The sequence below is a fragment of the Gemmatimonadaceae bacterium genome, from assembly GCA_020852815.1.
In the GTDB taxonomy this organism is placed as follows: Bacteria; Gemmatimonadota; Gemmatimonadetes; order Gemmatimonadales; family Gemmatimonadaceae; genus SCN-70-22.
Window position 1 is genome coordinate 48485 of the sequence record JADZAN010000001.1, and the last position, 12824, is coordinate 61308.

11 protein-coding genes are annotated in these 12824 nt (G+C 68.3%); all 11 read right to left on the reverse strand.

The window, feature by feature from the left end:
- Positions 1-7 precede the first annotated feature (7 nt).
- The 11 genes from IT359_00230 to kdsA all read right to left on the reverse strand — a co-directional run bounded on the left by IT359_00230 (position 8) and on the right by kdsA (position 12822).
- A complete protein-coding gene (locus IT359_00230; GenBank protein MCC6927387.1) occupies positions 8-2428 on the reverse strand; it encodes a hypothetical protein in 2421 nt (806 codons plus the stop codon).
- Positions 2425-3360, reverse strand: a complete 936-nt coding sequence (locus IT359_00235; GenBank protein ID MCC6927388.1) for a flippase-like domain-containing protein — start codon at positions 3358-3360, stop codon at positions 2425-2427. The genes IT359_00230 and IT359_00235 overlap by 4 nt, the downstream gene beginning before the upstream one ends.
- On the reverse strand, positions 3350-4525 hold the full coding sequence (locus IT359_00240; GenBank protein MCC6927389.1) for a glycosyltransferase: 1176 nt from the start codon (positions 4523-4525) through the stop codon (positions 3350-3352). The genes IT359_00235 and IT359_00240 overlap by 11 nt, the downstream gene beginning before the upstream one ends.
- Positions 4518-5489: a glycosyltransferase family 2 protein gene (locus tag IT359_00245; protein ID MCC6927390.1), complete on the reverse strand. Its 972-nt coding sequence runs from the start codon at positions 5487-5489 to the stop codon at positions 4518-4520. The genes IT359_00240 and IT359_00245 overlap by 8 nt, the downstream gene beginning before the upstream one ends.
- Positions 5486-6982 carry an RNA polymerase factor sigma-54 gene (gene rpoN / locus IT359_00250; protein MCC6927391.1) on the reverse strand — a complete coding sequence of 499 codons (1497 nt, stop codon included), beginning with the start codon at positions 6980-6982 and terminating at the stop codon, positions 5486-5488. Before rpoN ends, IT359_00245 begins: the two co-directional genes overlap by 4 nt.
- Positions 6979-7812, reverse strand: a complete 834-nt coding sequence (lptB, locus tag IT359_00255) for an LPS export ABC transporter ATP-binding protein (protein MCC6927392.1) — start codon at positions 7810-7812, stop codon at positions 6979-6981. Before lptB ends, rpoN begins: the two co-directional genes overlap by 4 nt.
- Positions 7813-8281: 469 nt before the next feature.
- A complete protein-coding gene (locus IT359_00260) occupies positions 8282-9850 on the reverse strand; it encodes a hypothetical protein (GenBank protein ID MCC6927393.1) in 1569 nt (522 codons plus the stop codon).
- Positions 9847-10392, reverse strand: coding sequence for an LPS export ABC transporter periplasmic protein LptC (gene lptC / locus IT359_00265; protein MCC6927394.1), 546 nt, complete (start codon positions 10390-10392; stop codon positions 9847-9849). The genes IT359_00260 and lptC overlap by 4 nt, the downstream gene beginning before the upstream one ends.
- A 17-nt stretch (positions 10393-10409) precedes the next feature.
- Positions 10410-11375, reverse strand: coding sequence for a KpsF/GutQ family sugar-phosphate isomerase (locus IT359_00270; GenBank protein MCC6927395.1), 966 nt, complete (start codon positions 11373-11375; stop codon positions 10410-10412).
- A complete protein-coding gene (locus IT359_00275) occupies positions 11372-11983 on the reverse strand; it encodes an HAD hydrolase family protein (GenBank protein ID MCC6927396.1) in 612 nt (203 codons plus the stop codon). The genes IT359_00270 and IT359_00275 overlap by 4 nt, the downstream gene beginning before the upstream one ends.
- Positions 11980-12822 (reverse strand): 3-deoxy-8-phosphooctulonate synthase, encoded by an 843-nt coding sequence (gene kdsA / locus IT359_00280; GenBank protein MCC6927397.1) that lies wholly within the window; start codon positions 12820-12822, stop codon positions 11980-11982. The genes IT359_00275 and kdsA overlap by 4 nt, the downstream gene beginning before the upstream one ends.
- Positions 12823-12824 lie beyond the last annotated feature (2 nt).

Consider the following 12824-nt stretch of genomic DNA (forward strand, 5'->3'; position numbering starts at 1 on the left):
CGCCGACTCACCCACCGGCGCTGGCTCCGCGTCGATCGACGACCAGCCCGGCCGCGAGCATCAGGAGGGCGACCAACACCGCGATCCAGGTGACGTGCTTTCCGGTTTCGTAGGGGGCGTTGTGGAACGAGAGCTGGATGTTCTTAGCGCCCGCGGGGAGCACGACCCCCATGAGCGACACCGCCGCCTTCCCCACCACCGCCGGCTTCCCGTCCACGAGCGCCTTCCACCCCGGATACCAGTTCTCCGAGACCATCAACGCCGAGCCGGCTGGCGCCGGACCGTCCAACTCGATGGTGGCTCGCCCCGGAGAGTAGTTGGTCACCTTCGCGGTGATCGCCAACGGTTGCGGGAGCGCGGTGAGCGGCGGCGCCTGCACGGAGACGGTGCTATCGAAGACCGTCGCGGTGCGCACGTCGAATCGCGGATCGAGCACGGTGGCCAGGACCGACGTTTCGTTGGCCTTCGCGATGGCCGGCGTCACCCAGGCGTACGACGTCTCGAACGGAACGGCGTGCAGGTAGAGCTGGCTCCCCGCCGCATCGCGCGCTGGGCCCGCGACCAACTTCAGGTCCTTGAGGCCGATGTTGTCCGGCGAGTTGGTGAGGATGTAGCGCATGTTGAGGAGGCGCCAGAAGTTGGGATTCGCCACCTGACGGAATCCCTCATCCTTTCCTGCCAATCGATCGTATGCTCCCAGTTCATTGCCGTGGTAACCCAGGACGTTGGCAATGCCGAAGCTCATCAACCCGTCGTAGTTGAGCACGGGATCGTGCACCGCCTCCGACTCCGCCGTCTGGAACGAGAGGACGCGGAACGGTGGCGGCTGCTTCTTGAGATAGTCGATGACGGGGTTGCTGGCGTACGTGACCGCCGCCGGTTCGGAGAACTGCCAGTAGCGGCGCAGGACGCTCGCGCTGTCGAGCGCGACGACGAGGATGAGGAGAATGCCGCCCAGGTCGCGTGAGGCGCGCCGCGTCGACACCATGAAGGCGACGCCAAGCGTGAGGAGGATGAAGACCATCGAGCGCAGTGCACCGACCCTGAGCGCACCGTCGTTGGCCATCACGAAATCGGCCCGATCGGGCCCGGCGATCGCGACGCCGAGATTGGTCAGGGCGCCGGCTCCGCCAAGGAGCCCGATGATCACCGCCGCGATTCCCCAGCCCAGGAGGTAGCGGCGGCGGTTCTCCGCGCGAACGATGCGCTCAGTCCCGAAGGCGGCGAGGACCGCCGTGGCGAAGGACACCACGAAGAGCATCGTGCTGGGCGCGCGGAAGTACTTCGTTCCCGGGACGAGTGCGTAGACGAGCGAGTAGAACGGCGTGTATCCCCCCAGCGCCCAGAGGAGCGACACGACGAAGGTCACCAGGAAGAAGGTGACGAGGCGCTTCTGCGAGCGGAGCGCCCATGCGCCCAGGGCGAGCCCGGCAAGGACGAGGACCGCGGCGCCGATGTACTCCGAGTGGAAGTGGATCCCGTTGCGCCCCCAGTAGCGCTCGAGCACCCCGGTGAACTGCGGAATGAGGAAGTTGAGCGTCTCCTCGGGGGGGAGCGAATACGAGACGGCGTGCTCCCACGCCTTTCCGCCGGCGCGTGGCGAGAAGGGTTCGTACATCTTCACGGGCCAGAACTGGATGGCCCCCATCACGAGCCCGATGGCCACCGAGGCGAGTGCTGCACCCAGTCGCCTAACGCCAACGCGCCGGTCGAGCGGAGCGTCGGATCCCCACCCCAAGGCGTTGAACACGGCGAACGCGCCGGTCACGAGGAGCATGTACTGCAGCAACTGCGGGTGCGGCGAGAGAACGGCGAGCCCCACGACGAGCGCCAGCGCTCCCCATGCCGCCGTGCGGCCATCGCGCACGCCGCGCGTGACGAGGTAGAGCGCCAACGGGAGGAGTGCGGCGATGAACATCTTGCCGTCGTGTCCCGGCGAGACCAGCCCCGCCACGTTCCCCCCCATCTGGTATGCGACGCCGCCAATGACGGCGGCGAAGAATGAGAGGCCGAGCGAGCGAAGGAAGAGATACGTGAACAGGCCAGCCAGGAAGACGTGAAGGATCATCCCCCAGGTCATCCCCGTGTCGGTCCCGAGCACGATGCGCAAGAGCGCGGTGGGATAGAACGTGTCGCCGTGCATGGCATCGACGAACGGCATCCCGCCAAAGAGATAGGGGTTCCACTGCGGAATCTCCCCGAACTGCTTCCAGTGGCTTCTCGCGAAGTCGCGGAACGCGTAGCCGGCGATGTACTGGTCGGAGTACGGATTGACCAGGAACTTGCCGGCCAACGCGGGAAAGCCGAGTACGAGGGTACAGACCCCGTGCACGAGGGCGGCCCAGGCGAGGGCGAAGCGCGGTCCGGGCGACGCAGCCGATGGTAACCCCGATGGGGGGGACGCGGCGACGTCGGGTGTGCGGGTCATGACGGGGCGGATGAGGTGGTGCGGCGGCGCCGGAGGGCGTCGATGGCCAGAAAGACGAGTCCCGGGAGGACCTCGAGCACGGTAAGCCAGAGTCGGGAGGCGAGCGAGATGACGCCGGCCGCCCCTCCCTGCGCGAGGCCCAGCCGGCCTAACGCGACGATGAGCGACCCTTCCCGCACGCCGATACCGCCGGGCGCAAACAACGCAATGTAGCCCGCCAGGTACGATCCGGTGAAGGCGGCGATGTACGCGGTCGTGCGTCCGGGGGCGTGCCCGACCACACCGGCGACGAAGAGCTGGAAGGCGACGCCGTACAGGATCCACGCGACGAGACAACCGACCGACGCCAGCCACACGGCGCGATCGGGGAAGGCGGGAATGTCGAGCCGACGCCCCACGACTCGGCTCGCCGCCGCTCCCAGCAATGGGACAATTCTCGGCGCGAGAAAGATGCCGGCGACCACGACCACAGCCAGCGCGACCGCCGCGCGTGGGGCGTCGAAATAGTCAGCCCCTGTGACGAGCACGAGGCCGAAGCCCGCCAGGATGTTGACGAGGTTGATGACGAGCGCCGACCCCGTCGAGGCGACGACCGAGACGCCGTGCTCCTGCGCCATGACCCCCATCGCCCCGATCTGCCAGACTTTGCCGGGGAGGTAGCGCCCGAGGTTGGAGATGAACCAGATGCGCGCGGCCTGGCCCCAGGGAAGCTCGCTGTCCCACGCGCGCACGGTGCGCCGCCACGTCTCGACGAGAACGCCGTAGGCAAGGAAGACGACGAGACTCGACGCGGCGACGAGCGTCCATCGCGGTTGGAGCTGCACCCCCGAGGCACGGAAGTCCTGCCACTGGGAGAAGATGGCGCGAGCGGCGAGGGCCACCGCGGCCAGGGTCAGGACGAGGAAGACGACCCGCGTCGCCTTATGGCGCAACGATCGAGCGGTAGAGGGTGGCGTACCGCCGAGCCGCCGATTCCGGCGCAAAGTCCCCCAGCGCCGACATCCGCCCTGCCCTGCCTAACGCCAAGCGCAGCTCGGGATCGTCGAAGAGGCGATCGAGCGCCTGTGCGAGGGCGTCCAGGTCGCCAGGAGGGACCAGGAGCCCGGTCTCGCCGTGGGTGATGGTATCGGTGAGGCCACCGCTCTCGAAGGCGACCACCGGGGCGCCGCACAACTGCGCCTCGACGGCGACGAGTCCAAGTCCCTCGCCGATGCTGGGGACGACGAGGGCGCTGGCGCGCTGGTAGAGCGCGGGGAGCGCGTCCTGCGGGAGTGCGCCGTGCCAGGTGAGCTGGGCGGCGATGCCGAGTTGCGTGGCCTGCTCGCGCAGCGTGGCGGCGTCGGGGCCATCGCCGACGAGGTCGACGGCGATGCGGTGGCGCATGCGGGCGACGGCGTCGAGGAGGGCGGCGACCCCCTTCTGCGCGTTGAGCCTACCGACGAAAAGAAGGCGGTCGGCGGCGCGCGTTCCGCCAGGCGCAAACAGCGCGGTGGACACTGGCATCGGGGCCACGAGCGGTTGCACGTCGGGGACCATGTCGTGCACCTCGCCGGCCAGCCAGCGGGAGACGGTGGTGACGGCGCGCGACTGGTGCATCACCCGGCGAAAGATGGGGCGCGCAAACGCCTTGGCGCGGGCCAGGCGCACGTCGGTACCGTGCATCGTGGTGACGAGCGGGAGGTGGCCGAGTCCCGCCGCCCAGTTCCCCACCACGCCGCCGGGAAACCACCAGTGCGCGTGCAGGACGTGCGGCGCCCATTCCCGCCGAATGCGCGTGGCGAGGGCGAACTGCGTCCCGAGGAAACCGACCAGCGCGACCTTGGCGCCCCACGAGCGTTGCACCTCCTGCGCCATCTCGCCGGTGTAGGCGAGGTTCTCATACTGGCGCGGGGCGTAGTGGAAGCGGTCGACGCGGATGCCGTCGAAGGTGTCGTGCGGCGCGAGTCCCGGTGCGCCGGGGGCCACGACGCGCACGTCGATCCCCTCCCCTCGCAGTGCCACCGCCAGATGCAACAGGAACGATCCCGGCGCATCGCCGGGGACGCGCGGGTACGAGTGGGTGAGGAAGAGGACGCGCAGGCGTGGCGCGTCAGCCATCGCGGGGCTCGGAATGCTGGAGTTCACGCTGGCCGTCGCGGAGTTCGTCGGTGACGCGTCGCAGTTCGCGGAGCTGGGCACGCACGCCGGCCACCTGCTCGCCCACGAGCCCGGCGGCAAAGAAGACCGAACCGAGGATGAGGCAGGTCTGGATGACGGTCCAGACGGCCCGCAGCCCCTCGCCGGTGAAGGCAAGCCAGCCGAGGGCAACCAGGCCGGCCATGGCGCCAAGGGCGAAGAGCGCCGCGCCGAGCATCCCGAAGAGGAGGAGCGGTTTCTGGGCGAAGCGGAGCTCGAACCAGACGGAGAGCATGTCGAGGACGCCGACCGGTATGCGTCCGATCCCAAACTTCGACTTGCCGGCGTGCCGCGGGTACAGCGGCACCGGGATCTCGGTGACCGAGTAGCCCTGCGCGGCGGCAATCACGATCATGTAACGGTGCCAGTCGGGGCGCGTGGGGAGGATCTCCATGATTTCGCGCCGGTACGCCTTCACGCTGTTCAGGTCCTTGACCGGGACATGGAACAGCACTCGGCTCAGCTTGTTGTACACCGACGAGACGAACGCTTTTTCGTACTTCCCTTCCTTGAACCCCGTCACCATGTCGGCGGTGTCGGCGAGGATGGGGGCGACCAGGCGTGGAATGTCGGCGGGCTTGAACTGCAGGTCGGCGGGATAGAAGACGAGGATGTCACCGCGGGCGTTGAGGTATCCGGTGCGCAGGGCATCGGCAATCCCGCGGCGCGAGCGGTGCCGAACGGTGCGGAGGAACGGATAGCGCGCGCGCAGTCGCTCGAGGACCGTCCAGGAGTCGTCCTCGGAGCCGTCGTCGACGACGATGACCTCGAACCCCGGGGCGAAGCCGCGGAACGCTTCCTCGACCTGCTCCAGGAACAACGGGAGGTTCTCGGCCTCGTCCTTCGCCGGAACGAGGACCGAGACGCGAAGCTCCGGCAGGGTCATACCCGCTTGCGCATCCGCGCCGACAACACGCCGAGTTGATCGCGATACTTGGCCACCGTGCGGCGGGCGATGTTCACGCCGTTGTCGCGCAGGATGTTGACGATGGCCTGGTCGGTGAGCGGGTTCTTCGGGTCCTCGTTGGTGACGAGCTTCTCGATCTGGTCCTTGATGCCGCGCGCCGAGACGTCCTCGCCGCCCGTGGTGCTGAGCCCCGAGGAGAAGAAGAACTTGAGCGGGAGCACGCCGCGGGGGGTCTGCACGAACTTCTCGTTCGTCACGCGGCTCACGGTGCTCTCGTGCATTGCGATGACCTCGGCGACCTCGCGCAGGGTGAGCGGCTTGAGGTACTGCACGCCCTTCTCGAAGAAATCGCGCTGCCGGTCGACGATGTAGTTCATGACCTTGAGCATCGTCTGGCGGCGTTGCTCGATGGCCTGGATCATCCAGTTGGCCGAATTGAGCTTGGACGAGATGAACTCCTTGTTCTCGCCGTCGAACTTCTTCTTGTCGCGCGCAATCTCCTGGTAGGCCTTGGAGAGCTTGAGGCGCGGGAGGTTGCCGTCGTTGATGAAGACGTGGTACTGCCCGTCGATCTTCTCGACGACCAGGTCGGGGACGATGTAGCCGTCGCTGGCGTCGCTGTAGCGCAATCCCGGTTTGGGGTCGAGCTTGGCGATCTCGTCGGCGGCCTGCTGCACGTCCTGCGCGCTGATCCCGAAGCGCTTGGAGATCTCGCTCCAGCGGTGGGCGATGAGTTCGTCGAAGGCGTCGCGCACCAGGCGGTACTGCAGCGTCTCCTCCTGCTTGAGGTCGCGCAGCTGCAACAGGAGGCACTCGCGCAGGTCGCGCGCGCCCACGCCGGGCGGGTCGAGCGTCTGCACGATGCGCAGCATCTCCTCGGCCTCGGGGAGCGTGTACAGCGGCAGGTCGCCGTGGAAGTTCTCCTTCTCGGCGGCGCGCGCCACGACCTCGTTGATCCCCTCGACGATCTCGGGGATGGCACAGGTGAGGTACCCGTCCTCGTTCACGTTCCCCACGAACTCGTCCGCCAGCAGCAACTGGCGCGGCGTCAGCTCGAGCAGCGAAATCTGGTCCTTCAGGTGGTCGTCCAGGTCCCGACGGTCCACCGACACCGGCTCGTAGTACTCGCGCTCCTCGTGCTCCTCGCGCACCCCGCCCGTCTCGAAACCGTCGAGGAGGATCTCCTCCCAGTCGATGGTCTCGTTGTTCACCGCCTCGCGCTCTTCCGGCGGCGCGGTCTCGGGTTCTGCCAGGTCGACCGGCCCTTCCTCCCCCTCCAGTTCCGGCTCCTCCTCCGAATCCTCCTCGTCCGGCTCGATCATGTCGAGGAAGGGATTGTTGAGCAGCTCCTGCTTGAGGTGCTGCTGGAGATCGAGCAGCGGCATGTAGAGCAGGTCCATCGCCTGGTACAGGCGAGGATTGATCTTCAGCTCCTGCCGAAGCGCCGCGTGCTGACTGAGCCCGGTTCTCATGCGGGAAGCTCCTCCCCGGCGTCGGGCACGATGGCCGACGCGTAGCCTTCCCGCTCCCGCTCGGCGGCAAAGCGAGAACGCAACCGGGCCGTGAGGGTCGGGCCGAGGTAGATGCGCGATACCTCGTCGTCGAAGACAAGGTCGCGCACCGTCCCGGAAACCTTCACCTGGCCGTCGAACATGATGTAAGCCCTGTCGACGATATCGAGCGTCTGTTCCACGTTGTGGTCGCTGATGAGCACCCCGATGCCGCGATGGCGCAGCCCGGCCACGATCGTTTGGATGTCATGGACGGCGATCGGGTCGACTCCGGCGAACGGTTCGTCGAGCATCATGAACTTGGGCTGGGAGACCAGCGCCCGGGTAATCTCCAGGCGCCGCCGTTCCCCGCCGGACAGGGCGTAGGCCCGGCTGTGCCGCAGGTGCTTGATGCTTAGTTCGTCGAGCAACCCTTCCAACCGTGTTCGACGCTCCTCCTTCGTGATTGGCAACGTCTCGAGGATCGCGAGGATGTTGTCCTCGACCGTCAGCTTCCGGAAGATGGACGGCTCCTGCGAAAGATAGCCGATCCCCCGGCGGGCGCGCTTGTACATCGGCATCCGGGTGATCTCCTCGCCGTCCAGCTTGATCGAACCGGCCTCGGGCTGGATGAGGCCGACGATCATGTAGAACGTGGTTGTCTTGCCCGCCCCGTTAGGGCCCAGGAGTCCGACAATCTCCCCCTGCTGCAGGCGGACCGCGACGTCGTTCACCACCCGTCGCTTGCGGTAGACCTTCACCAGCCCATGTGCCTCGAGAATGCTCCCGGAAAGGGCGACCGTGGGCTCCACCGCGCGCCGCGATGCCGGCGTCGGGACCGAGACGGTCGCGTGCTCGCCGGTGAGGCGCAGCGACTCGGCGACCCCCAGGCGCTGCGGCGCGATCTCGTCCCACAGCTCCGGGGAGAGCCGCACCTTGGCGCCGACGTCCTGGTCGCCGGGAACGGGGTATTCGATCAACCCCTGGGCCGCGAGCCTGGGGAGGACGGAGCGCTGGAGGAAGGCGCGCACCTCGTCCAGCGAGAGCCGTCCCGCCTCGCGGTCGGCGTCGCCGCCCTGGCTGCGGATCGCGGCGAGCCAGTCGTCGCGGAAGCGGATGGCGACGTCGTTGAAGACGGACAGCCCATTGGCGTCGGCCTCGCTGATAAGCGCGTGGAGCCCGAAGGCGACCGAGCGGTCGCCGCCGGCGCGCTGCTCGATGAGCGCCTGGACGCGGGGGGAGATGGGTTCGCCGTTCATGCGCGCGATAGGCTGGTCAACGTCACGGGCGACGGACGGCGTTAGGCTGCCGCCGGGTGATGGTTCCGGACTGCGGGTTACGTCCGTCGGCGCCGGCACGGCGGGGGGGGCGACGTTGCCGGGCGTTGGCCTTGGCCGAGTCACCGACGACGCTGTCGGGGAGCGCCTCGAGGAAGACACCACTGGCCGAGTCGACGACGGTCACCGTTTGCACTTCCTGCGACTTGAAGTCGACGATGATCTGTCGCCCCCGCACGTAGTTCACGCCGGGCTTCCGCACATCCTTGCGATTGGGGACCTGGTAGTAGGAACTCGCCGTGCCCGACGCCAGGAGGTCGCGGATCCTCGGCTTCGAGGTGGTATCGGTCGGCGGGAGCGAGTCGAAGCGGGCCACGATGGTGTCGCCGCGCAGCCAGTCGCGCTCGCGCGAGCGGACCTTGGAGGTGTCCGGGTCGGACTCCGCATAGGCCTGCCGCACGGCGTACATCTCGCGCAACTGCTGGTTAGGCATGCGTACGTCGATCGAGTCGGCGAGGATGGTGCGGTCCTTGGTGATGGCGGACGCCGACCCGGGGCCAAAGGCATAGGCGCGTTGCAGCCGGTTGTCCCGGACGCGCAGGTCGATGGTGTCCGAGGCCAGCGTGAGGTCCTTGTTGACGGCGACGCCTGAGTCCTTGGCCACCACGCGCTCGATGGCGCGGTTGCGCCCGTACATGTCGATGACCAGTCCGCGCAGGGTGAAGGAATCCTTCCCCTTGCTCTCGATGTACGGCTGCTTCATGAGCCGCGAGAACTGGCGCGTATTGTCGAGGTTCGCCGAGTCGCCGCGCGCCAGGATGTCGCTGCGGTCGATCGTCACCCGTCCCCAGGCGATGAAGAGCGAGTCGCCCTCGCCGTTGATGTTGTCGGCGACGAGGATGACCGGCTCACCGCGTCGCTTGCCCGTGGAGTCGGCCTCGATGAGGCGAAGCGTGGGACGGTTCGTGGCCACGATGCGCGCGCGCGTCCGTACGCCGCGCACGGCGCGGAAGTACTCGGCGCGTGGCCCCGTCATCGTCGACGAGTCGCTCATGACGGCGACCACGTTCCCCTCCGCCAGCAGCCGTTCTTCGGCACGGAAATAGGTGAGCTTGTCGGCGTCCAGGTTCACGCGCTTCTCGCGGTACTTCACGTTCCCCAGCAGGTAGTACAGCTGGTTCTGGTCGTAGAACTCCGCCGAGTCGGCGGTGATGGTGATGCCCTGCCCCGGGCAGCGGCCAATGAAGCCGCCGCCGAAGTAGGAGGTGTACTTCTGCGAGATGGGGTCCTTGATGAACTGCGAGCGGTCGCCGTCGATTTCCAGCAGGCACCGCTCGGCCGGCTTCTCGGGGGTACGGCGCCCTGGTGCGGAGGCGACGAAGGTCGACTCGGCCGCGGCTCCCGCCTTTCGCTCGATGATCGAGTCGATCTTGATGGGGGGGATTGAGTCCGCGGGCAGGGCCGGCCCCGGCGCCACCGGCCCTTGCCGCGGCGCGGCGGGACGTCGCCCAAACCGAATGCAGCCGGCGGTGGCGAGCAAGAGAATCGCGATCGCGATCGCGCGACCGTTCACGACTTGGGGATGGTGACCGCGCTGCCGCGCGAGCGCGTGGACTTGAGGACGCGGACGTTGTTGAGGTCCGGGTCGCCGATGAATCCGATTCCCTGCGTCACGCGACCGCCACCCTCGGTGATGGTGAAGGCGGAGTCGCTGGCGATCTCGTTGCGCGACGGATCGTAGCGCAGGTGCGGCGTCTCGAGCTTGCGGCCGTCGGTGGCGATGACCACGACATTGCCGCGCGCCTCCATGCTGCCGAGGCGGATGTTGTAGCTCCCGGTCTTCGACGTCAGGACGGCGTCCTTTTCCCCGCTCACCTTGAAGAAGGTGGTGTTGACGACGCGCATCTCGGTGCGGGTGTTGTCGTCGTACATGTACGCGGTGTCGGAGACCAGCTCGGCGCGACGCAACCCGCCATCGGTGAGGAAGAAGCGCACGCCGAACATCACCTGGTCGGCGGAGTCGGGGACGACACTCTTCTGCGCCACGGGCGTCGTGGTGGGTTGTTCGCACGCGGCCACGATCGCGAGGATCGCGACCGCGACGGACGAACGCATGGCAGATGAGAGGGACATCACGCGACCCCCGCGCGCATCAGGTCGTGCAGGTGGACGACGCCCACGACGGTTCCGTTGTCTTCGGTGACGGGCATCGCCATGATGCCGAATCGCTCCATGCGGTACACCACGGCGCTCCCAAGTTCCTCAGCCTTCGCGGTGCGCGGCGCGCGCGTCATGACCCGTTCGAGGGAGACACCAAAGGGGTCCGGCTCGCGCTCCATGAGGCGCGTGAAGTCGCCGGCGGTGAAGACGCCGAGGAGCTTTCCGTCCTCGTCCGTCGCGACGACGATCCCGCGCCGCTCGGCGAGGAGGACGATGGCGTCGCGCATGGTGGCGCTGGCGGGGAGAATCGGGAGGCGTTCGCGTTCCATCAGCTCGCGCACGCGGGTGAGGAGCTTGCGCCCCAGCGACCCGCCGGGATGGAGGCGCGCGAAGTCCTCGCGGCGGAACCCCTTGCGTTCGAGGATCACGACGGCGAGCGCGTCGCCTAACGCCAGCGCGGCGGTGGTGCTGGTGGTGGGCGCCAGGTCGTGCGGGCAAGCCTCCTCGCGCACCCAGGCGTCGAGCGTGGCGTCGCACTCGCGCCCCAGCGACGAATCGCACTGCCCCGTGAGGGCAATGGTGCGCACCCCGAAGCGCTTGAGGTGCGCCAGCAGGGTGAGGAGTTCCTCGCTCTCGCCGCTCTTGGAGAGCAGGATCGCGACGTCGTCGCTGCCCACCATGCCGAGATCGCCATGCAACCCTTCGGTAGGGTGGAGGAAGGTCGCGGGGGTCCCCGTGGAGGTGAGCGTTGCCGCGATCTTGCGCCCGATGAGCCCCGACTTGCCGACGCCGGCCACGATCACCCGACCGGTCGACGTGGCGATGAGGTCCACCGCGCGCGCAAAGCCGTCGCCCAGCCGGCGCTCCACCTCGGCCAACGCCTCGGTCTCGAGGCGGATCACGCGCTGCCCGAGGGCGATCGCCTCGCTCCCGGTCATGCCGGTTCCTCCTGCGCGCGCGAGGCCACGTACCACTCGACGAGGGCGTCCCACTCACCGCGCGCCTTGAGAAGGAGTTCGGCGAACTCGCGCACCGCGCCGTCGCCACCGCGCCGCGTGAGGCGAACCTTGGCCGTGCGGAATACTTCGTCCGTGGCGTTGGCGACCACCACGGGCATCCCAACGACGCGCAGCACGCCGAGGTCGGGGAGGTCATCGCCAACAAAGGCGACCTCGGCGAGGTCCATGCCCCGCGCGGCGATGAGCCTGTTGAGCGCGGGGAGCTTGCGCGCATGCTCATCCTGCACCAGCTCGTCGACCCCGAGTTCGGCTCCGCGCAGCGCCACGCTCTCCGACACGCGTCCCGTGATGATGGCGACCACGATGCCGGCCTTCTGCAGCATCTTGATGCCGAGTCCGTCCTGGATGTCGTATCGCTTGCTCTCGTAGCGTGCGCCGTCCACGTCGCCGAGGACGATCCCGCCGTCGGTGAGCACCCCGTCGACGTCGAGCGCGACGAACCTGATGCGCCGGGCATCGTCGGGGGCGATGTACGGGACACCGGCCGGCGTGAGTGGCGTCCCCGCCTGCGCACCGAAGCCAATCATCGACGCGCCTCCCAGACGGCAACGGCGCGGCGGATCAGTGCCGCGAGGGTGCCTAACGGGAGCATGTTGGGGCCGTCGCTCGGCGCGTGGTCGGGGTCGGGATGCGTCTCGAGGAAGAGCCCGTCGGCGCCGGCGGCGATCGCGGCGAGCGTGAGCGGCGGGATGAACTCGCGCAACCCGCCGCTGGCGCCGTCGGTGCCCTTTCCCGGTTGCTGTACGCTGTGCGTGCCGTCGAAGATGGCCGGGACGCCGGTGGCGGCGCGCATGCGCTCGAAGCTGCGCATGTCGACCACCAGGTCGCCGTATCCAAAGAACGAGCCGCGCTCCGTGGTGGCGATGGCCGAGACGGCAGCGTGGAGTTGGGCGACGGGCGTTACATCGGCGCCGGGGCGGGATCGCGCGACCTTCTGCACCGCACCCTTCATCCCCTCCGGGTGCAGCCACTGCCCCTTCTTGACGTTGACGGGGCGTCCCGTTGCACCTGCCGCCACCAGCAGGTCGGTCTGCCGGCACAGGAAGGCGGGGATCTGCAGCACGTCGACCACCGCCCCGACGGGCGCGCACTGTTCCGGCAGGTGCACGTCGGTGAGGACGGGGAGCCCCGTGGCCTCGCGGACGCGCGCGAGGCTGGCCAGCCCTTCCTCGATGCCCGGGCCGCGGGCGGCGCCGGGGTTCGAGCGGTTCGCCTTGTCGAACGATGCCTTGAAGATGATTCCGCCAGGCACAAGTGGGGCGAGCTTCGCGAGGTGCTCGGCGACGCGCAGGTTGAGCCCGTCGTCCTCGAGGACGCAGGGGCCGGCAATGAGGAAGAGACGGTCGGTGGGAAAGCCGGCGTACATCG